Source organism: Mucilaginibacter sp. (assembly GCF_965201005.1).
In the GTDB taxonomy this organism is placed as follows: domain Bacteria; phylum Bacteroidota; class Bacteroidia; order Sphingobacteriales; family Sphingobacteriaceae; genus Mucilaginibacter_A.
Window position 1 is genome coordinate 2,973,359 of record NZ_OZ241747.1, and the last position, 21,574, is coordinate 2,994,932.

The 21,574-nt window shown below is 42.7% G+C and carries 17 protein-coding genes and 1 tRNA gene; 8 read left to right on the plus strand and 10 right to left on the minus strand.

Annotated features, from left to right (window positions below):
- The first annotated feature begins 364 nt into the window (after positions 1-364).
- Both ACOFKR_RS13605 and ACOFKR_RS13610 read left to right on the plus strand, forming a co-directional pair.
- On the plus strand, positions 365-1,951 hold the full coding sequence (locus ACOFKR_RS13605) for a peptide chain release factor 3 (RefSeq protein ID WP_419801351.1): 1,587 nt from the start codon (positions 365-367) through the stop codon (positions 1,949-1,951).
- A gap of 177 nt (positions 1,952-2,128) precedes the next feature.
- Positions 2,129-2,593, plus strand: a complete 465-nt coding sequence (locus ACOFKR_RS13610; protein ID WP_419801352.1) for a hypothetical protein — start codon at positions 2,129-2,131, stop codon at positions 2,591-2,593.
- A gap of 111 nt (positions 2,594-2,704) precedes the next feature.
- On the opposite strand, the gene ACOFKR_RS13615 is transcribed toward ACOFKR_RS13610, so the two are convergent.
- Positions 2,705-2,938: a DUF2442 domain-containing protein gene (locus tag ACOFKR_RS13615; protein ID WP_419801353.1), complete on the minus strand. Its 234-nt coding sequence runs from the start codon at positions 2,936-2,938 to the stop codon at positions 2,705-2,707.
- A 159-nt stretch (positions 2,939-3,097) separates the two neighbouring features.
- Positions 3,098-3,412 (minus strand): hypothetical protein, encoded by a 315-nt coding sequence (locus ACOFKR_RS13620; RefSeq protein ID WP_419801354.1) that lies wholly within the window; start codon positions 3,410-3,412, stop codon positions 3,098-3,100.
- A gap of 314 nt (positions 3,413-3,726) precedes the next feature.
- Between ACOFKR_RS13620 and ACOFKR_RS13625 the strand changes: the two genes are divergently transcribed.
- Positions 3,727-4,548 carry a murein L,D-transpeptidase catalytic domain family protein gene (locus tag ACOFKR_RS13625; protein ID WP_419801355.1) on the plus strand — a complete coding sequence of 274 codons (822 nt, stop codon included), beginning with the start codon at positions 3,727-3,729 and terminating at the stop codon, positions 4,546-4,548.
- A gap of 12 nt (positions 4,549-4,560) precedes the next feature.
- Here the strand turns inward: ACOFKR_RS13625 and ACOFKR_RS13630 are convergent, their stop codons facing one another.
- The 3 genes from ACOFKR_RS13630 to ACOFKR_RS13640 form a co-directional block, all read right to left on the minus strand.
- A complete protein-coding gene (locus ACOFKR_RS13630; protein WP_419801356.1) occupies positions 4,561-6,096 on the minus strand; it encodes a L,D-transpeptidase family protein in 1,536 nt (511 codons plus the stop codon).
- A gap of 137 nt (positions 6,097-6,233) precedes the next feature.
- A complete protein-coding gene (locus tag ACOFKR_RS13635) occupies positions 6,234-7,643 on the minus strand; it encodes a DNA/RNA non-specific endonuclease (protein WP_419803642.1) in 1,410 nt (469 codons plus the stop codon).
- A 20-nt stretch (positions 7,644-7,663) separates the two neighbouring features.
- On the minus strand, positions 7,664-7,891 hold the full coding sequence (locus tag ACOFKR_RS13640; protein WP_419801357.1) for a hypothetical protein: 228 nt from the start codon (positions 7,889-7,891) through the stop codon (positions 7,664-7,666).
- 304 nt (positions 7,892-8,195) lie between these two features.
- Here ACOFKR_RS13640 and ACOFKR_RS13645 point away from each other — a divergent pair.
- Together ACOFKR_RS13645 and ACOFKR_RS13650 are read left to right on the plus strand one after the other, a co-directional pair.
- Positions 8,196-8,269: transfer RNA gene (locus tag ACOFKR_RS13645), tRNA-Ala, on the plus strand.
- A gap of 297 nt (positions 8,270-8,566) precedes the next feature.
- Positions 8,567-8,815 (plus strand): hypothetical protein, encoded by a 249-nt coding sequence (locus tag ACOFKR_RS13650; protein ID WP_419801358.1) that lies wholly within the window; start codon positions 8,567-8,569, stop codon positions 8,813-8,815.
- A 57-nt stretch (positions 8,816-8,872) separates the two neighbouring features.
- Here ACOFKR_RS13650 and ACOFKR_RS13655 read toward each other — a convergent pair whose 3' ends face one another.
- On the minus strand, positions 8,873-9,100 hold the full coding sequence (locus tag ACOFKR_RS13655) for a hypothetical protein (protein WP_419801359.1): 228 nt from the start codon (positions 9,098-9,100) through the stop codon (positions 8,873-8,875).
- Positions 9,101-9,333: 233 nt separating this feature from the next.
- Positions 9,334-13,953 (minus strand): PA14 domain-containing protein, encoded by a 4,620-nt coding sequence (locus tag ACOFKR_RS13660; protein ID WP_419801360.1) that lies wholly within the window; start codon positions 13,951-13,953, stop codon positions 9,334-9,336.
- A gap of 610 nt (positions 13,954-14,563) precedes the next feature.
- Here ACOFKR_RS13660 and ACOFKR_RS13665 point away from each other — a divergent pair.
- Positions 14,564-15,187, plus strand: a complete 624-nt coding sequence (locus ACOFKR_RS13665; RefSeq protein WP_419801361.1) for a DedA family protein — start codon at positions 14,564-14,566, stop codon at positions 15,185-15,187.
- A gap of 14 nt (positions 15,188-15,201) precedes the next feature.
- On the plus strand, positions 15,202-16,224 hold the full coding sequence (locus ACOFKR_RS13670) for a glycosyltransferase family 4 protein (RefSeq protein ID WP_419801362.1): 1,023 nt from the start codon (positions 15,202-15,204) through the stop codon (positions 16,222-16,224).
- A 101-nt stretch (positions 16,225-16,325) separates the two neighbouring features.
- Here the strand turns inward: ACOFKR_RS13670 and ACOFKR_RS13675 are convergent, their stop codons facing one another.
- The 3 genes from ACOFKR_RS13675 to ACOFKR_RS13685 are packed head-to-tail and all read right to left on the minus strand — an operon-like array spanning position 16,326 to position 20,141.
- Positions 16,326-18,581, minus strand: a complete 2,256-nt coding sequence (locus tag ACOFKR_RS13675) for a xanthine dehydrogenase family protein molybdopterin-binding subunit (protein ID WP_419801363.1) — start codon at positions 18,579-18,581, stop codon at positions 16,326-16,328.
- Between the two features lie 47 nt (positions 18,582-18,628).
- A complete protein-coding gene (locus ACOFKR_RS13680) occupies positions 18,629-19,615 on the minus strand; it encodes an FAD binding domain-containing protein (protein WP_419801364.1) in 987 nt (328 codons plus the stop codon).
- Positions 19,608-20,141 (minus strand): (2Fe-2S)-binding protein, encoded by a 534-nt coding sequence (locus ACOFKR_RS13685; protein WP_419801365.1) that lies wholly within the window; start codon positions 20,139-20,141, stop codon positions 19,608-19,610. Before ACOFKR_RS13685 ends, ACOFKR_RS13680 begins: the two co-directional genes overlap by 8 nt.
- Positions 20,142-20,727: 586 nt before the next feature.
- On the opposite strand from ACOFKR_RS13685, the gene ACOFKR_RS13690 reads away from it, so the two are divergent.
- Entirely contained in the window at positions 20,728-21,525 is a 798-nt protein-coding gene (locus ACOFKR_RS13690) for an SDR family NAD(P)-dependent oxidoreductase (RefSeq protein ID WP_419801366.1), read from the plus strand.
- Positions 21,526-21,574: the final 49 nt, after the last annotated feature.

A 21,574-nucleotide genomic window follows, 5' to 3' on the forward strand; every position in this document is an offset into this window, starting at 1 on the left:
CTTTTTAAACCAGCAATTAAAAATCAATCCAGGATAGTTGGGATACTGTTTTTAGCTGATCAAAACTGTTTTTGTAAACTAACCCTGCAACTGCAAAAACGAAAGAAGTATATTTTTTGATTTTTGTTGAACAGTTCTTGATTTTTAGAACAGCAAATTTTGAAAAATGTTTAACCGCAATTTTGAAGGACAGCAAGTTGCAAATGCTTCTTTTAGCACCTAAATTTTGTAAAGCCAATGAAATTTTTCAGTGCCTGAAATTATTTATCTTTGCTTTTTGGCAGCTGTTGCTGTTAAGGTTCCGCTTGTTTTATAAAAATCAACCCGAAAACTGTTTTGCCGATTGGATGCAGCAGTAACATATATGGATTATCCCGAAATAGAAAAAAGAAAAACTTTTGCCATTATCAGTCACCCCGATGCCGGTAAAACCACATTGACCGAAAAATTTTTACTTTTTGGCGGTGCGATTAACACGGCCGGAACCATCAAACGGAACAAAGCCAGCCAAAGCAATACTTCGGATTTTATGGAGATTGAGAAGCAGCGCGGCATTTCGGTGGCCACTTCGGTGATGGGGTTTGAATATAAAGACAAGCGCATCAATATTTTAGATACGCCCGGCCACAAAGATTTTGCAGAAGATACTTACCGCACACTTTCGGCAGTGGACAGCGTGATTTTAGTGGTCGACAGCGTAAAAGGCGTTGAAGAGCAAACCGAAAAACTGATGGGCGTGTGCCGGATGCGCAACACGCCGGTGATCATTTTCATCAATAAAATGGACCGCGAAGGAAAAGACGCTTTTGATTTGCTAGACGAGATCGAGAAAAAACTAAGACTGAGTTTGTGCCCGCTTTCCTGGCCGATTGGTCAAGGTTATACTTTTAAAGGCGTTTATAATATTTATGAAAAACAGTTGAATTTGTTTCAGCCGGATAAATCTAAAGTAACCAAACCGATTATTCAGGCTGAAAATTTGGATGATGAATCGTTAACAGAATTTCTTCAACCCAAAGAAATAAACGGATTAAAAGATGATTTGGAACTGATTAACGGCGTTTACGGGAAGCTGGACGAAGAACTTTATTTAGACGGATTATTGGCTCCAGTTTTCTTTGGCAGCGCGGTTAATAATTTTGGCATCCGCGAATTGCTGGATACATTTATCAACATCGCCCCAAGTCCGAAAAGCCGCGAAGCGATAGAGCGCGAAGTTTTGGCCACCGAAAAACCTTTTACCGGTTTTGTATTTAAAATCCACGCCAACTTGGATCCAAACCACCGCGACAGGATTGCTTTTTTGCGGATATGTTCCGGAAAATTTGAGCGGAACAAATTTTATTATCATACGCGCTTAGGCAAAAAACTAAAGTTTAGCAACCCGATGGATTTTATGGCCAACGAAAAAAGCCTGGTAGAAGAAGCATGGCCGGGCGATGTGGTTGGTTTGTACGATAGCGGAAACTTTAAAATTGGTGACACTTTAACGGAAGGCGAAATGCTGCAATTTAAAGGCATCCCGAGTTTTTCGCCGGAGATTTTTAAGGAAGTGGAAAACGCTGACCCAATGAAAACCAAGCAACTGGAAAAAGGCATCCAGCAATTAACCGAAGAAGGCGTGGCGCAATTGTTTACGCAGCAGCCCGGAAACCGCAAAATTGTTGGAACCGTGGGCGAGCTGCAGTTTGAAGTCATCAGCTTCCGGTTGGAGCACGAATATGGTGCAAAATGCCATTTCCGGCCGCTTACTTTTAAACGTTCCAGCTGGTTAACTTCCACGGATAAAAAGAAAATGGAAGAGATGATGTACCGCAAGCAACACCAGATCGGCACGGATAAAGACGGAAATACCGTTTTCCTGGCCGATAACGATTACATGATCAACCTGGCCAAACGCGATTTCCCGGAAATTGAGTTTCATACGACTTCGGAGTTTACCAAAAATTAGGCGATAAAAGGAGTATGGGTTATTAAGACTTGAAACCCTTAGCCTAAAGGACGGAATTGCAAATCCTAACCAGTAGAAAAGTTTTTCCACATATCTAATCTTACTTTTTACAACTACTTGTATAGGCTTCATATAACCTATTACAAACCGTTTCGTAAAAGCAAGAAAAATAATAAGATGGAAAAACAAGCTAAAAAAACAAGCTTTAAAAAGATTGTTACAATCTTTTTTTTATCATTAGTTCTTTTTATATGGTTCTTTATTTCAATTGGCAAGCATTATTCCACTACATCAGAACCACTTGCCGCAACTAACGAAGCTGTAAATAATTTAGACCAAATAACTATGGCACAGAAGTTAGCTTTGGTTGAAACAGATGATACTACTTTTAAAGCCGTTGACGATCCATATGTAAAACAATTAGATAGATTATTAACACAATTGTCAGATAAGTATAATGAGCCAAAAGATACTATTGCGGAACAAACGCATAAAATTCAATCTCGATTATTTAAACATTATCACGTTTACCTAACGTCAGCTTATTTAATGAATGAAGTAAATATCACTAAAAGAATGGATAAGGTTAAATACTGGGATATGATTACAATGTATGGTATGATCTATAGCACGGGAAAATAAAAAGATGTTTTAAATCTTACTGACCCCTACTGGTTGGGATTTGTATTTACTTGATAGAATTGCCATAACCTTTAGCTCAATATTAGCAATACCATTTGCTCAGCAAAAGAGCTATTTCGCAAAATCCCTAAGGATACCATTAATAGAAAGGTCTTCGTCAATTAAAGGCCAATGTATCCCATAACCTGAAGGAGAAATTTTGTACATCGCCCTTTCTACATCAGTTGCGGCTTGCAGTTTACCCGATAACTTGTCTAAAGGTATGTTAAGTTCATTGCCATCAATAGTTAGGATCATAAAATCTTTTTCAAAATAAATTTTCCCTATTTTGTGTGTTGCTATCATAATTACATGATCGGTTTAGCCAAACGCGATTTCCCGGAGATTGAGTTTCATACGACTTCGGAGTTTAACAAAAATTAGCCGATAAAAAAAGCATGCTTCTTTTATCGGCTAAAAAACCAGATCATTTTTACGATCTGGTTTTTTAGGTGAATCCCGATTTTATTCGGCAGCGTCTTCGCCTTTTTCACCTAATTTAACGATATCGCCTGCCTGAAACAAAATGGCCTGCACCGTAGCGCGCCAATCAGGTTTTTGGCGGAGCAAAAATTCCAGGTCCATCCCAAAATGTTTAAATTCTTCTTTCTGTGCATTTTGCATAATGGCTTTCGCCTGATCGTCTTTTTCAACGGCAATGCGCTGTTCGTACCAGTTGATGGCTTCGGCTTCTTCGGATAACGAAGCAATCATACGTGCAAAAGTCCTGGTTTTTTCCGGCAGCTCGCTGGCTGGCTCATGATATTGATCAAATCCCATTTTGATATTTTTTGATTTTTTGTACAATGCAAATTAGGGTCAACCAATCGGATTTTCAAAATTTATACCGATAAAAAAAGCATTGCGGTTTTCTGTTGAAATTAAACCGGTTTCAGTATTTTTGATTTTTGGGGATATTTTCTTCCAGGCAAAAAAATTATCTAAAACACACAATAAAAACCAAAACCCTGCGTATATCTCCAAAAAACACAAAAGTTTAGATCAGGGTTACTGCATTTGTAACGGCAGGATTGTTTAAACAACAACCCGGCGGCCGTTTTTTACGTACAGTAATGTTCAAACCGAAGAAATACATGAACAAAAATTTTTTTAAAAAATCAGTTTTGCTTTCTGTTGCACTTTCTGTTACCATTATCAGTTCCGATCCGACTACGCTGCTTAGCGGTTTTCAACCCAAAAACCAAATTTTACCTGTTAAAAGCAGCAACATATTATCACCAGCTGCAGATTTGTATTCGGCTTACCTCAGCAACATTTACGAAACCGCCAACTTATACGCTGCCGGTTTAAATGCCGATGTTTTTGCCAAAGCGGTTACCGGTTATTACAATTTGAAGCTCTCCAAACAACTGAATCAGGACAGATCAATTTTGACTATTGTGGATTTTAATCGATCCAGCTGCACCAAACGCCTGTGGATCATTGACTTACAAAACGCCAGTTTGTTGTTGAACACTTGGGTGGCGCACGGCCAGGGCAGTGGTGAAGATATGGCCTGCCAGTTTTCCAACACAGACGATTCGCACCAAAGCAGCTTAGGTTTTTACCTTACGGGAGAAATTTACAACGGCAAACACGGCCGCTCGCTGCGTTTGGACGGAATGGATGCCAACTACAACTCCAATGCGCGCGCCCGGGACATTGTTATTCATGCGGCCGGTTATGTAAGCCAGGAAGTGATCAGCAGTACAGGGCGTTTGGGCAGAAGCTTTGGCTGTCCGGCCGTTTCGCCGGAACTTGCTCCGCAGATTATCAATATGCTCAAAGATAAAACCGTGCTGTTTATCAGCGGTGGCGATAATCGTTATGAATCCAAGTATTTAAACCCTGACTTTGCGGCTAATTACCTGTTCCCAAAAGCTGATTTTACTGATCCTAAACCTGTAATTTTATAAACCATACTGTTTTTACGACAGCATTTTTTGGATATGTGTGTACAAAACCGTATCTAAACCATAAACATCCGGCCGAAAAATCAAACGGCCGTTTTCCGCCCAGCACGTAACGTAAGTAATATAAACCGGTACTTTTTGCGGCAAAGAAAGATTTCTTGCTTTCGGTAAGCTATCTTGCATGTCTTTCTCAATCTGTTCGTACTGGCTGCCATCACCAAATAAAACGTGCGCCAGTTCTAAAGGACGTTCCAAACGCACACAGCCATGGCTCACCGCGCGCATAGAGTGGCCGAACGCAGCTTTTGCCGGTGTATCGTGCAAATAAACACTGCTTTTATTAGGGAATAAAAACTTGATCTTGCCCAGTGCATTACCAACGCCGGATTGCTGTTTAAAGGAGTATTTTCCGCTTGTTTTTGATTCGGCCGACCAGTTGATTGTTTCCGGGTTTTCTATTTTTTTACCTTTCTCGTAAACGTCAATATTTTTGTTGGACAGGTAATACGGATCGGCGGCAGCCTGCACCATAATTTCGTTGGAAGCAATGCTTTGCGGAATATTCCAGATCGGGTTCACCTGCACGCTATTTATTTCGCTGTTTAATTGTGGTGTTTCCCGGCTGAAAGGCACATCGCGCACTTTTTCGGCATCAGTGTAAGCCGACAGTTCTTTGGCCGTATCGGCTTTGTTGCGGCCCTCTCCCACACATACTTTCATACTTAAAAGCACCGAATCATGATCCATTACCTTCAATCCAAAATTCGGGATGTTTACCATCACATAGCGTTCTTCGGTGGGTTTGTTTTTCCAGCGCAGCCGTTCCAGGTTTACTTTTAAAATGCGTTCTGTTTCTTCCTTCGTTCTGCCCGGTGCCAGTTCCCCGTTTGCCAAAGCTTTTTGTAAAGCAAGATATTGCGTACTTTTAGGCTGAATGCTGTCTAAAAATGATTTAATATCCGCAACTTCCAGAACATGCGTCATGGACAGGCTGTCCGGCCGCTTGGTTTCCGTAAAATACCGGGCGTAAATTTTCTTCGGATTGATCACCCCAAATTGCAGGGCATTACTGTAATTGATAAGTGAATTTGCCGTAACGATCTCCAGTTCGGCAATGGTTTGGTAAGCATCGGTTTTTGTTTTGATGCTGTTTTTATCGGCTATTTTTTGGAGCAGTGCTTCCACCTCTGCCGCCTGGAACATTTTCGGGTCCAAACCATGTTCTCCGGCTTTCAGGTAATATGCTTCTGCCAGTTGGATTTCATCTTTCGGCAGATGTTTCAATGTAAAAACGGGTTCAAAATCTTGTTGTTCATAATACGCGGAAATCAGTTTCGGATTGGCCATCAATGTTTTTTTTTCAATCAGCATTTCTTGGAACACGGTCGAAAATTCCTCCGGGTCCATCTGGTTAAAAACCGGGTTTTTGTATTTTAAGCTAAGGATTTTGCCCATATCAGAATGCTTTTTCTTTTTTACACAGGCATTCAGCCCAAGTAAAATCAGCATAGAAAAAATTATGGTCAGGCAACGGCTTGTTTTAAATGTCATAACTTGTAAACTGAAATTTTTCAGAAGTAGATTTGTAATAAAAAATTTGTTTGTAAATGTACTCATTTTCCTAAAAATATTAGCTTTTCATACTGTTTTTATCACACTAAATTTATGGTGATAAAAACAGTATCGCCCTAATACCGCTTTGTTTTTGGTGTACCGATATAACGTGTTGTTTCGATAACGTCCTGCACTTTTACCGGCAGTCTCGAAAACAAGTTATAGCCGGTGTTTTTTTCAATATCGCGCACGGTGCATACGTATTGCTGCCAGTTTGGGTTAATACTGTTGTCGTTTGGCGTATCAATGGCAATTATAGTGGCACTGCTGTTGATACGGTTTAAATCATCATTTCCGTTGGGGATGATCGCCACCACTTTCCAAATGCGCGCCGGCACATTGATCCTGCCCTGATCGATGGTTTCTGCATAACCTTTTGAACCGGTGCCGCCAGTGCCGTAACTGCCCATCATCACATAAACCTCGTTGCCGGCCTGTACTTGTGCTCTACAAAAACTTTCCAGATGTTCCCAGGTGCGCTGATTATTTAAAGGTGCCTGCGGAACAATGTTGTCCATCAAAAAAGTAGCCCCGTTTGCCTCCGCGGAATTTGTTCGGTCTCCCGACGGACAGTTGTGGCCCTTATCAAAACCAGAGTTTTTGTAGCTGTAATCCTGCGCTTCGTACCAGCCCATCGGCAGTTTTGTATCTGCCCGAAAATTGTTCAACCGATTTGCAGAACCCAAATCTGTACTGCCCAAGTGCCAGCAAACCCAGTTTGGCCCGCACCTGTCTTTGCTGTAACTTTCTGCATAATATTGCTGATTGATGAGGTAATTGTTATAGTTAGATTCATCTGCCGTGGCACCGCTTGGGTTGCCGCAAAGCAAATTATCATTATCATTTGCAACAACAGAATCTGTACCAACTGCCGGCTTTGGGTTGATGATCGTATCGCCAGTGCTAACGGCAACATTGCCGCCGCTTTGCACATCCTGCGTGCCGGTAATGGTAAAATCATCCAGGTTGATGCGGTTTTTACCACCCGAAAGCTTGCGGATTTCAAACCTTAACCGGCCGCTTTTATTGATATTGAAGGTAACCGTTTGTAAACGATGGTTGCTGCTGCTGATTTCAGGACCGGTTTGAACAAAATCAGCATTGCCATTAGCAGCCACAAATAATGCCCATACCGAAGGCCCGTCTTCTGCATAAGCGGCATGTTTTAAGGTAACTGTGGCGGCACCGTTTACATCAAAAAGCATGGATAATTTACCTGAATTTCTGATCCTGACAGCCTGTTTCCCGGTTTTATAATCTGTCGCGCTACTGCCGACAAGTGCGTCCTGCAATAGCCAGGCTCCGGTTTTAAAATTAACATTTCCGGCAGCGTAAGCTTTTTTTTGTCCCTGCTCAAAATCCTCGGTCAGGTTTTGGGCAGCGGTATAATTGCCTCCGTAACTTACCGAAGTCGGGCTGGCAGGCGGCGTGTTGCTACGGTTGCCGCCGCCGCAGGCATTCAGCAAAAAAACAGCCGCAAGCACAACTGTCAACCGATAATTATTTAATAAGAAGTGCATGTCCGGCTATCAAAATCCGGCACAAAATTACCGCTAAAAGAAGCATTAAGCAAACGCCGCTTTATGACGGAGTTACGAATACAGGCAATCATCGCACAAACAAAGGCCAAAACTGGTGCGCCTTTGCTGGCTTTCCGGCGGCAGTTCGGCACGGCAACTGCTGCAACGTTCAACTTCCGGGATTGGGCAAAAGTGGACTGCAACTTCAGCATCAAAATTTTGATCTTGTACAACAGGGTTCATAATCGGTTTTTTAAGTTGATAACCGTATTGGTCAAATATCAATCCCAAAAAACAACAAACTTAAAACACCTGCTTTTTTGAAATACGAGCACTGTTTATGTAGAAAAACATGCCATAAAAGAAGCATTTAAGCTGATGAGGTGTAGCATATTTTCCGCAGTAAACAAGCTTACGATTTTCAACATAAAGATCAAGAACCTGTAAAAAGCCCATGCTGTTTTTAGCACATAAAATTTGTGCACGATAAACTTTTTATTAGTTTTGCGCCAGCACGGGGGATTAGCTCAGCTGGCTAGAGCGCTTGCATGGCATGCAAGAGGTCATCGGTTCGACTCCGATATTCTCCACCTTGATAATCAGGCTTTTAAGTGATAAACTTGGAAGCCTGATTTGTTTAACTGTCTCTCCGGAAAATGTGCTGACTTATTTTGTTAAACCGGACAATTTTTTGATGTCGGCGCACGGTATTATCACCACTACAATAACTTTAACTTAAAATAAAGTTTTCCACAAATGTTTTAAGTTTTTCACAAAAGAACTATTATCAAAAGAAAGTTTTAACTTGGTAAATCAATTAGAAAGTTTTTCGGTTGATAAAATTTGGTTCTTAATTTATTGTAAACTTTTATTTTACTGTTTGAATCATGGAATTTTTGATAAAACCAACACCAACAAAAAAACATCAGCATCATTTTGTTGAAGAATTGATTTCAAAAGAGCAGATAAGAAGCATTATCGGCCGGGATTTTAATAAATCTGTTGCCAATATCCTGGGTTTGGTTTCGCTGCTGGAGGAAGGTTTTACTTCCGGCCGGGATTTGGACGATATACGCCGTTATTTATCCACAGAGGCCAACAACCTGGATGTGATGGTCAAAAATATCTGCAAGTAAATTACAATACTGTTTTTACCTGCATAAATACAGCGTTTGTTTTTATGCTGCTTTCAATCAATTGACCGGGTTTAAATGCTCTGCTTCATCAATCTGTTTGCCAATTTCCTCCACCTGCGAATTGTGCAGCCATTGGTCCTGTTCGCAAATCCAGCCGGCTTCCAATCTTCTTAATTCAATATTTACCAATACATTTTTCCCGATAAAGCGGTAACTATCCTGCCGCTGCCGGGTTACGGTGCCAAAAATCTGCCCTAAAATCGGACTGGTAAAATATGCTTCCATCTCGTTTTTCATCCTTACTGCGCGCCTGGCGTAGTTTTGCAGAACGCCTGCCTGGGTTACTTTTACAGTTTACAGCGTTTTAAAGTTGCATTAAATGCTTCTTTTATCACCTGTTTTTTGCACTATTTGGGTCGATGGACCGCCAATCAGATTTTCAAAAAAAGCGGTGAAAACCCAAATTGATTTTCACTGCCATTAGTTATTTTTGTCTGAAATTTTACCTGTAAAAGAAGCTATTTCATTACAATCAGTTTTTTGGTGAACACATTTTTACCGCTCGTAAGATAGATCAGATAAACACCGTTTTGCAGGTTCCCAACATTCAGCGCAAAATTGATTTTGGTATTTGCAGCTGTTGCACCGTTAAACATTTTACGCATCAACTGGCCTTTGGTATTGTACATTACAACGCTTGTTTGCCCGGCTTCCGGCACTGCAAATTCTACTGTGCTCTGTTCTGCAGCCGGGTTTGGGTAGATAAACAGACCGGTTTTAACGGTTTCAAGGCCGGTTTCTGCGGAGGTAATTGCAGTAGAATTTAAGCTTGAAGTGTTTAAAAACAAATTAGTTGCTTGTGAAGTGTTGTAAGGCGATAAATATTTGCCAGGCAGCGGACTTTCAATTGTGCCGCCCGGAAGCTGCCATTGCACCGATAAATTATCGCCGCCGCCACCTTGTTTCTGGATGGCTTCAATGTAGTATTTTTTACCGGCCAGCAAATTGATCGCCACGGATTGCTGGGAGCCGAATTTAGTCCATTCCCGGAAATTTGTCCAGCTCAGTAAATTGGCAATCCGTACTTTGCTGGCCGGATTGTCATCCGAAGAAAGATATAACTCAGCCGCATCATCGCCTGCCAGCCAAAAAACATAATTGCCGGTTTGCGGCGCACACAAGTAACCCCGGATGCGCGAGGCATAATTTTCGCCCTGGTTTGCCGGCCCTTCAAAAGTGCTCAACTGGCTGGTTGAAGTTGGCGTTGTTTGAAAAGCGAAATCTGAAATATTGTTGCCGGCAACGTTGCGCCACTCTTCCCTCAAAATCGTTCCGGTTGCCGAGCAGGTTGTGGAAGCTGGTGCAACTGCGAAACTTTGTGACACTGTTTTTGCCGCATTAAAAGAAGCATCACCGCCTTGCGAAGCTTCAACCACAACTGTACCTTCCGCCGTAACTGTTAGTGTATTATCGGAAATTGTTGCCGGTCCGGAAGCCACCTTAAAGCTGACATCCAAACCCGATGAAGTGCTTGCTGTTAAAGCAAAAGGTGCATCGCCAACCGTTTTTGGTCTGATCGCGGCAAAAGTAACGGTTTGATCTGCAGCAGCTGAAATATAAGGCGACAGATGAATACCTGCAATCGGGGTTTCCATAAAACCATCGGGCATTTGCCATTGTACCGATAAGTTATCGCCGCCGCCGCCTTCTTTTTGCAAGGCTTCTATATAATATTTTTTACCAGCCTGTAATATTATTTGGGTAGATTTTTGGGTTGGATATTTACTAAACTCGCGAAAACCGGCCCAGCTATCTATGTAAGCAATGCGGGTTTTATTGGCCGGCTGATCATCGGTAGATAGCCATAATTCGCCTGCATCATCCGCAGCCAGCCAAAAAGTATAACTGCCGGTTTGCGGCGCAAAAATATACCCGCGAACACGTGATCCATAGTTATCGGCCACATCTTTTGGCCCTTCAAAAGCAATAAGCTGCGTGATTGAATCAGGCTTTTTTTGAAGCGGAATATCGGCAATTGTATTTCCGCTTGTGTTGTCCCACTGTTCCCGTGTAACCGAACCGGAACCCTTGACATCAGAAGTTACAATTTTTGCTGCAGTGGTATCTGCATAAGGCGAAAGATGGTTTCCTGCAATCGGGGTTTCCATCGTAGCGTCCGGCAGTTGCCATTGTACCGATAAATTATCACCGCCGCCGCCTTCTTTTTGCAAGGCTTCTACATAATATTTTTTACCGGCCTGTAAGATTATCGGGGTTGATTTCTGCGTTGGATATTTGCCAAACTCCTGGTAGTTCGTCCAGCCATTTACATAAGCAATCCGTACTTTGTTGTCCGGGTTATCATCGGTAGAAAGCCACAATTCGCCGGCATCATCCGTAGCCAGCCAAAACGTATAACTGCCGGTTTGTGGCGCACAAATGTATCCGCGAATGCGCGAACCATAATTATCGGCGGCATCTTTCGGACCTTCAAAAGCAGTAAGCTGGCTGGCAGAACTGGGTTTTCGCTGAAGTGGAATATCAGCAATACTGGTTCCGCCTACGTTGTCCCATTGTTCGCGTAAAATCGTTCCGGTAGATGAACAGTTATCGGCAGCAACTTTACCGGTGGTGTTTGTTGCTGCCGTATCCGCGACCAATATTGCCGACGAATAAGGATCAAGTTTGAGGCTGCTGATATAACTATTACCGGCAGCATCATAACTTTGCCCACCAACTTTGAAAGTTTGTGCCGAAGAATTTGTATTGTAAAAGAAGCTCATGTACTGATCCGGATTGGTTGCAGTGGCCGTAACCTGTTCCAGCCGAATATTATCTAAGTACAAAGCAGTGGTTTGTTCGGGCACATCAAACACAATACTGGCGTTGCTTTCTGTAGCGGTAGCGGTAAACACAAATTCTTTTTCTGCCCGCCCGCTGCTGATGGTAGTGGCGATGCGGGAAGAAAGATCAGCATAATTACCGGTACTTTGCCGCAAATAAGCAGTGAGTGCCTTGCCCGTATTTGTGCCCAGCATACTAAATTTTAAGCGATAACTTTTGCCGGAAGTTACGCCGCCGCACCCAATAATCACCGAGCCATAATTGCTGCTGTTTGTTACCGATGAAAAAGATACTTTTAAGGCACCCCCGTCCAAATTACCGCTGCTCCAACTGGTGCTGCAATTATTGGCCGAAGCGTACGCATATAAACCACCGATATTGCTGTCGAACGTGCCATTGGCGTATTGGTTGCTGCCCGTAACTGCACTAACACGATAATCCGGAATTTTATGCGTAGATACAAACGCATTCACATCTTTTCCATACAATAATTTCCAACTGGCCACATTCAGGTTACGGTAACTGTAAACACCATTCACCTGCTGCAAAACACCAATTACCAGATCATTGTCCAGCGGCCGATAATAATAGTTTTGATCAAACGTGCCAAAATTTGCAATGTCATTATCTTTCGTTTTATATTCGGCGGCCAACTGCGAAACTTGTTTGGCCACCAAAATATTGCCCGTTACGTTGCAGTTGTAAATTGGTTTATCTGCTGCCACATTATCGTGTTCCATCACTAATTGCGTGACCGCATTGTTGTACAAGGTATTTTGTTTAATAACCAGATCATGCGCATTGTGTATATACATTCCGTAAGTAGCACAGTTGGCAACCGTATTTCCCGAAATTTCTACCTGTCCCGCATTGTCATCTATATAAATCCCGTGGGCATAAGCTTTGCTGATATTGTCTGTACCTGCCGGTGCGCCTGTGCCGTTCAGCACCACATTGCCCGAAACCACACGACCGGAATTTTGCGGCGCATTTGAGCCGTTGTTCCAGGTGTAAATTCCACCGCCATCATCTTTGGTCAAAGCGAAATTACTGATCAGGTTATTTTTTACAATCACATTGTTTCCGCTGAAGCTAAGCGGTACGTAACCTGTACTATCGATCACATTGCCCAAAACCTGGTTATTGTCTCCGTTTATAGCAATCGCTTCGTAAGTTCCGTCGCCGTTATCGCCCATACCAGCAGTTGTACCCGTATTTTTAAGCTGATTATTGTTTAGCGTAGTACCATTGCCGCCATTTACACTGATGGCATTGTTGGCCGTATGGTTAATTATGGTATTTGCAACCGTTAATCCGTTTGTGCCCGTTGCATCAATGGCGTTTTTGCCAGAAAACAGCAGCTCGCAATTGCTGATAAGGATCTTTTGTGCCGCACTGATTCCCATTGCGGCAGACAAGGCACCGGTGAAACGCAAACCTTCAAAAGACAAGTTGCTCTGACCGGCTATTTGTACCAGCGTTTCGATAATACCTGCCCTAACCTGGCTTTTGTTCGGATCTGAATTTGAGTAAATGCGCAGGCTTTTTGCCGACGGATTATAGTACCATTCGCCTTCGCTATCCAGCGTGGCCGGATGATTCTGGATAAAATAACCATAACCTTTTGCTCCGCCATATCCGGTAGGCGATGTGTAATTAAGCGTAGTACCGGCCTGGGAAGTAATTTCGTTCCGATCAATAATCCAGCGGGTTTTACGCATGATAATTTGTCCGCCTGTCCAGTTTTGTCCGGCCAGTTTACTATTGGTAATCGATGTGTTCCCATTAAAACTATCATAAGTTAAATAACCCTGATTAGCGGCATTTGCGTTTGGATAGCGGCCGATAGCCTTTGCTGCGCCGTTTAAAACAACATTGTTCAGGTAAGATAAACCTCCTGGAACGGCAGCTTCCCATATATTATTTCCTACTTGTTTCCAATTGGTTATCGTTACAAAACCGGTTATTTCGGGCAAAGTCCCATCGCCATAAGAACCAAAAACAATCGGGTTTCCGGCCGTACCCGAAGCGGTAATAATTAAGCTTCCCGCAAAAACTTCAGCTTTTTTAAACAAAATGTGATCGCCAGCCTGCAATTGTGCGCTCATGGCATTCAATTTGGCCAGTGTTTTCCAAGGCGTGGCCATGTTTTGCGCCTGCTCCGGTGTGCGGCTATCATCACCCTGACTATCTGATACATAATAAGTTGCCGCAAAACAGGAAACACTTCCCCATAAAATTAAAACGAGCGAGCTGATGATTTTTAAATAGTAACGGCTGTAAAATATCTTCATATATAAATTCCGGTAAATTAAATACTTAAAAACAAGCGCATTATGCTAATTTCCTTACGGCAAATTACCGGCGTAGTTACAATTAATTACTTAGATCGCAATTATTCGATAACAGAAATCAACTTCTTATTGAAGCAAAATCCTAAAATGCAGCATTTAGCAAAAGTTTTAACTTTATATTGAGAAAAAGATTGCAGGATAACAAAAAATTAATCAACATAAAATTAAATTGACCATAAAATACTTCATTTAGCTTTTACTTGATAATGATTGTTGAAAAATCTTTGGCTATACTGTTTTTACAGGCATAAAAACAGTATGGTTCATCCGCACAACGCGTTATTTGGGCTGTTGCAACTTATCTTTTATAAAAAAATGATCATGATTTGGAAGCAGCGAAAAAATATTTCTGTTAATGCTTCTTTTATGAGGTAAAATTTGGTCAACTGTCAATAAGATGTTAGTTTTTGTACTATAATTTAACGATAACGAAAGTAGAAACCAGGTTTCGCCCCCATTACAGTCCTTACTTCTTTTATAATTAAAATCCCATGTAATAAAATATTCAGGATGACCGTTTTCGATCAAAACATATTAATTTTAGCGCATTATGCCGGCGCAATTTCTGCAATACATCAATCAATATGGTTACCTGGCCATTTTTGTACTGATACTGGTTCAGGAAATCGGTATCCCAACACCGCTGCCCAACGAGTTGCTGATGCTGTTTTCCGGTTATCTGGCTTTTAGCGGCACACTTAAACTGTACCTGGTTTTGTTGTGCATTGTTACGGCGGATTTTCTGGGGGCAAACATGCTGTTTACAACGTTTTATTTTTTTGGGCCCTATATTCTTCAGCATAAACCCAAATGGTTTCCGTTATCAACCCAAAAAATCAACAAGCTTTCGGCCAAAGTTTCCAACGGCGGCATGTGGACGATCTTTCTCGGACGCGTTACGCCGTTCATCCGGGGTTATATTTCGGTGATTGTGGGCCTGCTGCACATCAAACCAAAAAGTTATGTACCGGTTACCTTCATCACGGCCTGCCTGGTTACCTGCACTTACGTTATTACCGGTTTTTTCCTCGGGCCATATTGGGCGCAGGTTGCAGGTAAACTGGAAACGGTGAAATACGTTGTACTGGCCATAATACTGCTGGTGGCGGCGTTTTTTATCATCCGCCGTTTTCGCCCTAAAAAAGCTGATTTATCCGCAAACCCTCAACCCTGAACCTGCCGAAATATATGCTGAAAATACACTTAGTTTCTGAAACAATTTTTGTAATGAAAGGCCAGGGCGTGCATACCGCATTTGTAGAGCAGGTAGAATTATTACGCGAAAAAACTGATATACAAGTAGTTGTCAACGAGGAAGGATATGGCGACCTGATGCATTGCCACACTTACGGGCCTTATTATTTTTGGAAAGGCCGCAAATACAAAGGCCGCCGCATCCATACCGCGCACGTGATCCCGGATTCGATCAAAGGTTCGCTGCCGATGTGGAAACACCTGGCACCACTGGCCAACTGGTTTTTTAAACGCGTTTTTTCTTATGCCAATGTGGTAATTGCGCTTTCGCCGATGGTGGAAGATGCAATTTTGAAGTTGGGCGTAAAAACTAAAATTGTAAAAATTTACAACCCGGTTTTGATCGGCAAATGGAAACGTACCGAAGAAAACCGGCAAAAAGGCCGCCGGTTATTAAAGCTTTCTGTTGATAAAAAAGTGGTTTTGGGCGTTGGCCAGCTGCAAAGCCGAAAAGGTGTGGAAGATTTTCTGGCTATCGCCGAAGCCCTGCCCGAAGCCGCGTTTATCTGGGTAGGTGGCCGCCCGTTTGGCAAATTTACAGAAGGCATTGAGCGGATAAATAACCGCATAAAAACAGCATCGGCACATATTCATTTCCCCGGTTTGTTTGATCTGGCCGATATGCCCGCCATTTATGCCGCGGCAGATATGCTGCTTTTTACTTCTTATCAGGAAAACTGCCCGCTGGCACCTTTGGAAGCTGCCGCCTGCGGAATGCCTGTGGTTTATCGTGACATCCGTGAGTACGGGCTTTTGTATGAGCAGCCTTATCTTAAAGCAAAAACAACGGAAGATTTCATTCAGATCATCCGAAAATTATTAAACGAACCTTTGTTTTATACGCAAGGTTTAAAGCTTTCTGAGGAGTTGATCAAACAGTTTGATCAGGAAAAAATACGGCAGCAACTGATTGATTTATACCAAAGTATGGTTTCTTCTTCTACAAAAAAAGGTTGATAAAAGAAGTATGTTGCCTCACCCCGACCTTCTCCTTTGGAAAGGAAGCTGAAACGATACTTCTTTTATCGACCTAAAATTGGTGTTTAAAGCTGGATTGTTTAAAAGTTCAGTTCTACTTCTTTTTCCAGTCCCAACACTTTATCCAGCGTAATCGGTAATTGGCGGACGCGCTTTCCGGTAGCATGGAAAACAGCGTTGGCAACCGCACCGGCCACGCCCACAATCCCGATTTCGCCCAATCCTTTAATGCCTAAAGGGTTGATCACGTCGTCTTTTTCTTCTACAAAAATCACCTCGATATCATTGATATCTTTGTTTACGGCCACATGATATTCGGCCAGGTTATGGTTCATAAAACGGCCAAAATTGTTATCTATCACCGACTCTTCTTCCAAAGCCATACCAATGCCCCAAACCACTGCCCCTAAAATCTGGCTGCGGGCTGTTTTGGGGTTGAGGACTTTTCCGCCGGCAATCGCGCTCACCACGCGCGAAACGATTACTGTCCCTAAATCCTCGTCCACTTTTACCTCTACAAAAACAGCACTGTGCGTGTTAAAAGAGTATTCCAGCATGTGCAGCAGGTTTGGTATGTTGGTTGCTTCCTCTTCAATGCTTACTTCACCGCTTTGCTTCATAACAGTTACAATTTCTATAGCTTTAGAGGCATCCAGTTTATGCGTGATAAGGCCGCCATCAAAACTAACCTGCTGCAGATCTGCATCTGTAAAAGGCGAGTTTTTAAGTTTTTGGGCGAGTTTAAAAACCTTTTCTTTGATCGCTTCACAAGCTGCCAGCACGGCCGAACCGACAGAAGCTGCCGTCCAGGAACCGCCTTGCAACGGTGCTTCCGACAACAAAGTATCGCCCAGTTTAAAGGTTACATCTTCCAGCGGCAAGCCAAGCGTTTGAGCGGCAATCTGCGTCATGATGGTATAAGTCCCCGTTCCGATGTCGGATGTTCCGCTGCCTACAATCAGTTTTCCATCGGCCGTCAAAACTGCTTTTGCAGCGGCTTTCATCTGGAGGGCATCCCAAACGCCGGTGGCCATTCCCCAGCCAATCAATGTGTTGCCTTCCCGCATAGAGCGGGGTTCCATACTTCTTTTATCCCATCCAAATTTGGCTGCACCTTCCTGATAACAGGCCCGCAACGCTTTGCTGGAAAAAGGTTTTTTATCGTTCTGATCCCGCTCGGCATAATTTTTCAACCTCAGTGCCAGCGGGTCCATTTTCAATTTATAAGCCAGTTCATCCATCGCACTTTCAATGGCGTGCATCCCGCTTGCAGAACCCGGCGCGCGCATATCCATCGGCGTATAAGTATTCAGCTTAACTAACTGATAATCAACGTTCACATTTTCACACTGATATAATAAACCTGCCCAGTTAACTACCGCTTCTGTATAATTCTCGAACAAGGAAGTTTCGCCGTAAGCTTTGTGTGTGATAGATTGCAGTGTACCGTCCTGATCAGCACTTAAAGCCAGTTGCTGCACATTTGCCGGCCGATGCCCGAAAGAAAACATTTGCTGCCTTGTCAACGATACGCGCACAGACCGTTTCAGTTCCTGCGCAGCCAAAACAGCCAGGAACAATTGGTACTGCGGCCGCAAACCGGAACCAAAACCACCGCCCATAAATGGCGACATAACGCGCACTTCATTTGCAGATAAACCAAAAATTTTGGTTACATAATTCAGGCAGTTGGTTACGCCCTGCGTTTTATCGTAAATGGTTAATTTACCGTCTGGCTCTACAATTACCGTAGTGGCAAAAATTTCCATCGGATTATGATGTTCGGCACTGTGGATGTAGGTCGATTCTATTTTCACCGGTGCTTTTGCAAAAGCTTCCTCCGCGTTACCGCGGGAAACCGGCGGTTTATAACCCGTTTTTCCGGTTGGTGCTTTAAAAGATTTGGAAAGGTTCTGCTCCAGATTTGTGGTATGCGCGTCTTCATCATACGTTACTTCTATCAACGAAGCTGCATAGCGCGCCAGTTCAAAAGTATCTGCAACAACCAAAGCAACCGGCTGCATACTATGCGTGATTTTTGCGCTGTGCAACGGCCGGAAAGGCGATCCGTCCACAGCATCATCATCTTTATAACTTTTATCAAACCAAGCCAGCGTGGGTACGTTTTCATGCGTAAATACCTGTAATACACCTTTTAGTTCCAGTGCTGGCATCGAGTTGATATTTTTGATTTTTCCGCTGGCTATATTGCTCGAAACCACGTAGCCATACGTCAATCCATCGGCACCAAATTCTGCTGCGTATTTGGCTTTACCGGTCACTTTCAGCGGGCCATCTACACGGTCAACTGGTTTTCCTATATAATCGGTTTTCATTTTTTAGTTTTTTGGGGTGATACTTCTTTTATCAGGTAAATTTTGACTTAAACGATTTTGGCCGCATCTGTAAAAGCCCGCACGATGGCACGTTTGGCCAGTTCGATTTTGAAGGTATTATCACCAAAACCCTTTGCATCTTTTAATACTGTTTCAGCAAGCATTTTGAAGTTTTCTGCTGAGGCCTGTTTACCAATAAGCTCACTTTCAGCATCTTTATCCCTCCAGGGTTTGTGAGCCACACCGCCCAGCGCCAAACGGATATCTTTAATTGCCCCGCCTTCCATCTCCAAAGCCGCAGCCACAGAAACCAGCGCAAATGCATACGATTGCCGGTCACGCAGTTTTAAATAAACTACATTTTTTACCAGATTATTTTTAGGCAGATCAATGGAAGTCACCACATCATCCGGTTGCAAAGTATTGTCAAACTGTGGCTCATCGCCCGGCAGGCGATGAAAATCTGCAAAATCAACCACCCGGTCGCCGTTTTTACCGGTTACATTTACTTTTGCATCCAGCGCAGCCAAAGCCACACACATATCAGAAGGATGCGTGGCGATACAAGCCTCACTCGTGCCCAAAATGGCGTGAATACGGTTGTAACCGCCAATGGCCGAACAGCCGCTGCCCGGCTGGCGCTTGTTGCAGGGCGTTGCCAGATCATAAAAATAATAACAGCGTGTGCGCTGAAACAAGTTGCCGCCGTTGGTGGCCATGTTTCTAAGCTGCGGCGAAGCACCGGCCAAAATTGCTTTGGACAACAGCGGATAACGTGTTTCTACCTGCTCATTCCATGCGGTAACGGCGTTGGTTTGCAGTGCGCCCAAACGCAGGCCGCCATCTTCCGTATCTTCAATTTCTTTTAAAGTGATGTGGTTCAAATCAATCAGTTCATCCGGCCGTTCCACATTTTCTTTCATCAAATCCAGCAGATTGGTACCACCGGCAATAAATTTAGAATTGGTGTTTTTGCTGATTTCTGCCACCGCTTCGGCCACATCACCTGCTCTTTTATAGGTAAAACTATTCATGTGCTGCTCCTTTCACTTCTAAAATGGCGGCGTTGATGTTGGTATAAGCACCGCAGCGGCAAATGTTTCCGCTCATCATTTCTTTAATTTCATCCTGTGTGTTGGCTTTTCCTTCGTTCATCATCCCAACGGCCGAACAAATTTGTCCCGGTGTGCAATAACCGCACTGAAAAGCATCGTGTTTTATAAAAGCCTGCTGCATCGGGTGCAATATTTCGCCATGCGATAAGCCTTCTATTGTGGTAATCTGTTGCCCGTCGCGCATTACGGCCAAAGTAAGGCACGAATTTATGCGCACACCATCAACCAAAACCGTACAGGCACCGCATTGGCCATGGTCGCAGCCTTTTTTTGTACCGGTAAAACCAACGTATTCGCGCAGGGCATCCAGCAAACTCACCCAGGGCGCAACTTTTAGCTGATGGTCCTGGCCGTTAATGTTCAGGCAGATTGCTACCGGTTCTGCCAATGCCGGAACCGGCGCAACGTTATAGTCGCCCAGGTTTTGTTTAAATATTTCTAACATGTTTATAACGGGGTTTTAAAATTGCTTTCATTATCTTTTTTAATTTATTGGATTTATTTAACGGTGCTTCTTTTATCACCTAAAAAAGCAGCGGGCCATTATTTGTTTTGTAATAAAGATAAAACACCAAAATTTTAGTGCTAAAAGAAGCATCAGAATTTAAAAAAAGGAATTGAACAGCTTGATCATAATTTGATTTTTTCGGCCTGTTAATCTAATTTTTTTCAGCTATAAGTTACAACATATATGTTTACAATATATAATCCTGAAAAAAGAATTTTTGATTTTAGGTTGATAAAAACAGTATCGGTTCCTGATAAAATTATTTTTCAAAACCACACAAATATCAGTTGTAATTTGATCGGCCAAAAACCAGTCCGCCACTAACAAACACATGTTTTTACCATTTACAGTTGTGTACGGTCAGGTTCGATTACGCCAATTTTGTTTGATTTTTTAAAAACCGCAGGGCATAAAATGCGTTTTTTAAACAAGATATATGGATTTCTTCCGGATTATCCAAACCAACAGAAAACCCGTTTTCCAAAACTAATCAACTAATTAATTTTTACCTCATAAAAACAGTATGGACATTAATCAAAAATACGCGCTGATTACCGGCGCAACCAGCGGCATCGGTTATGAACTGGCCAAATTATTTGCAAAAGATCAATACAACTTAGTGATCGTTGCAAGAAATACCGAAGAACTGGAAAAAACTTCCGCAGAACTTAAACAGTCTGGCATTGAAGTGGTTACCATTGCCAAAGATTTGTTTAACCGCGAAGCCCCGATGGAAATCTACAACGAAATCAAATCTAAAAATATCAGGATCGATGTTTTGGTGAACGATGCCGGACAAGGTCAGTATGGTTTATTTTCCGAAACTGAGATCGATCGCGAATTAGAGATCATCCAGCTGAACATTGGTGCAACGATCGCTTTAACAAAACCTTTTTTAAAGGAGATGATTGCCCGCAAAGATGGAAAAATCCTGAATCTGTCTTCCATCGCCGGTAAAACGCCCGGGCCATATCAGGCAGTTTATCATGGTACAAAGGCATTTATCCAATCATTTACGGAGGCCATTCGTTCTGAAAACAAAGACAACGGCATAACCATTACCGCCTTGCTGCCGGGTGCTACCGAAACTGACTTTTTTAACAAAGCAGACATGAACGATTCTAAAATTGTGCAGGATGGCAGCATGTCCAGTGCTGCAGATGTGGCCAAAGATGGTTATGAAGCGTTAATGTCTGGCAATGATATGGTGATTTCCGGTTTCAAAAACAAAGCGATGATCGGCGTGACGAATTTAACACCCGACCATTTGGTTGCCGATATGATGAAAAAACAGCAGGAACCTGTTAATAAAGATAAATAAACAATGCTGTTTTTATCGCATAAAAAACCCTGAACTTTTTATCCAAGTT

Excerpts from the sequence above, each read along its gene's own strand:
- ACOFKR_RS13605 (WP_419801351.1), top strand. The coding sequence starts at position 365 with ATGGATTATCCCGAAATAGAAAAAAGAAAAACTTTTGCCATTATCAGT.
- ACOFKR_RS13610 (WP_419801352.1), top strand. The coding sequence starts at position 2,129 with ATGGAAAAACAAGCTAAAAAAACAAGCTTTAAAAAGATTGTTACAATC.
- ACOFKR_RS13615 (WP_419801353.1), bottom strand. The coding sequence starts at position 2,938 with ATGATAGCAACACACAAAATAGGGAAAATTTATTTTGAAAAAGATTTT.
- ACOFKR_RS13620 (WP_419801354.1), bottom strand. The coding sequence starts at position 3,412 with ATGGGATTTGATCAATATCATGAGCCAGCCAGCGAGCTGCCGGAAAAA.
- ACOFKR_RS13625 (WP_419801355.1), top strand. The coding sequence starts at position 3,727 with ATGAACAAAAATTTTTTTAAAAAATCAGTTTTGCTTTCTGTTGCACTT.
- ACOFKR_RS13630 (WP_419801356.1), bottom strand. The coding sequence starts at position 6,096 with ATGACATTTAAAACAAGCCGTTGCCTGACCATAATTTTTTCTATGCTG.
- ACOFKR_RS13640 (WP_419801357.1), bottom strand. The coding sequence starts at position 7,891 with ATGCTGAAGTTGCAGTCCACTTTTGCCCAATCCCGGAAGTTGAACGTT.
- ACOFKR_RS13650 (WP_419801358.1), top strand. The coding sequence starts at position 8,567 with ATGGAATTTTTGATAAAACCAACACCAACAAAAAAACATCAGCATCAT.
- ACOFKR_RS13655 (WP_419801359.1), bottom strand. The coding sequence starts at position 9,100 with ATGGAAGCATATTTTACCAGTCCGATTTTAGGGCAGATTTTTGGCACC.
- ACOFKR_RS13660 (WP_419801360.1), bottom strand. The coding sequence starts at position 13,953 with ATGAAGATATTTTACAGCCGTTACTATTTAAAAATCATCAGCTCGCTC.
- ACOFKR_RS13665 (WP_419801361.1), top strand. The coding sequence starts at position 14,564 with ATGCCGGCGCAATTTCTGCAATACATCAATCAATATGGTTACCTGGCC.
- ACOFKR_RS13670 (WP_419801362.1), top strand. The coding sequence starts at position 15,202 with ATGCTGAAAATACACTTAGTTTCTGAAACAATTTTTGTAATGAAAGGC.
- ACOFKR_RS13675 (WP_419801363.1), bottom strand. The coding sequence starts at position 18,581 with ATGAAAACCGATTATATAGGAAAACCAGTTGACCGTGTAGATGGCCCG.
- ACOFKR_RS13680 (WP_419801364.1), bottom strand. The coding sequence starts at position 19,615 with ATGAATAGTTTTACCTATAAAAGAGCAGGTGATGTGGCCGAAGCGGTG.
- ACOFKR_RS13685 (WP_419801365.1), bottom strand. The coding sequence starts at position 20,141 with ATGTTAGAAATATTTAAACAAAACCTGGGCGACTATAACGTTGCGCCG.
- ACOFKR_RS13690 (WP_419801366.1), top strand. The coding sequence starts at position 20,728 with ATGGACATTAATCAAAAATACGCGCTGATTACCGGCGCAACCAGCGGC.